The sequence below is a fragment of the Caballeronia sp. LjRoot29 genome, from assembly GCF_964252755.1.
Taxonomy (GTDB): domain Bacteria; phylum Pseudomonadota; class Gammaproteobacteria; order Burkholderiales; family Burkholderiaceae; genus Caballeronia.
On sequence record NZ_CAXUPU020000094.1, the window covers coordinates 1 to 942 of the forward strand.

2 protein-coding genes are annotated in these 942 nt (G+C 64.3%); both read right to left on the bottom strand.

Features of this window, described 5'->3' with window-relative positions; all coding sequences use genetic code 11:
* Positions 1 to 593 (bottom strand): IS21 family transposase (gene istA, locus ACSQ83_RS35870; protein WP_436231373.1); only part of this gene is annotated, 593 nt, incomplete at its 3' end.
* A partial coding sequence (locus ACSQ83_RS35875; RefSeq protein WP_436231374.1) for a hypothetical protein occupies positions 586 to 942 on the bottom strand: 357 nt, incomplete at its 5' end. The genes ACSQ83_RS35875 and istA, both read right to left, overlap by 8 nt.

Sequence of the window (942 nt, forward strand, 5' to 3'; positions counted from 1 at the left end):
TCGCCCGCCAGGCGTTGCAGCACGGCGGACTTCAGATTGTCCACCATCACCTTCCTCGGGCAACCATGGATGGCCGCGAACGCGTGCTCATGGCACGCAAGGAAGTGCTCCATCGTCTGCGACACGGTGAATTCCACATACATCAGGCGGCTGTAGCACAACACCATGACGAAGAACGACAGTCGCCGCCGAGTCGAGCCGACGCCAATCGAGCCGTATTCGCCCCAGTCGATTTGCGCGCACTCGCCGGGGGCGAAGGCAAGCTTGAGGAACGCCTGGCGCTGCGGCGGACGAACCTTGTGCACATAGTCGCGCACGATCGTGTAGCCGCCCTCAAAGCCAACTTCGCGCAAGCGCTGGAAGATCTGCTGTGCGCTGTACGGATGCGCGTCAAGCCAGCGCACCACCTGCGCCTTGAACGGATCAAGTCGGCTCGCGCGTGGGGGCGATTGGCGGGGCCGGTACTGTCCGGCCTTGATCCATTTCGTCACGGTTTGCGGATGCAGCCCGAGCGCGCGCGCCGTTTGCGTAATCGTCAGGTGCTGCCGATCATGGCAATCGCGGATCTTGCAGTACGCCTCATAGTCAAGCATGGCGCTTGCCCAGCGCCGCGTGCAGCCGCTCGAGCTGCGTGGCCACATCCGAGTGGCCACGCGGGGACGCTGCCGACTCAGGAGGCGGCGCATCCAGCGCCAGCACCTGATACAGCGGCCTTTGCCAGGCGATCAAGCCAATACGGATCAGATCGTTGCGGGCCATCTCCAGACGCGCCGGCGCCATCGACAGCCGATGCACCAGCGACGTGTCCGCGTAATAGCTCAGGCCCTGGGCATCGGCGACAGTGACCAGAAACAGGTACAGCGCGGCGGCACACGCGTCACAGCGCTCGATATACCGCTCGCGCACCAGCCGGTGATCGACCCAGCTGAAGTGCGCCGGAAT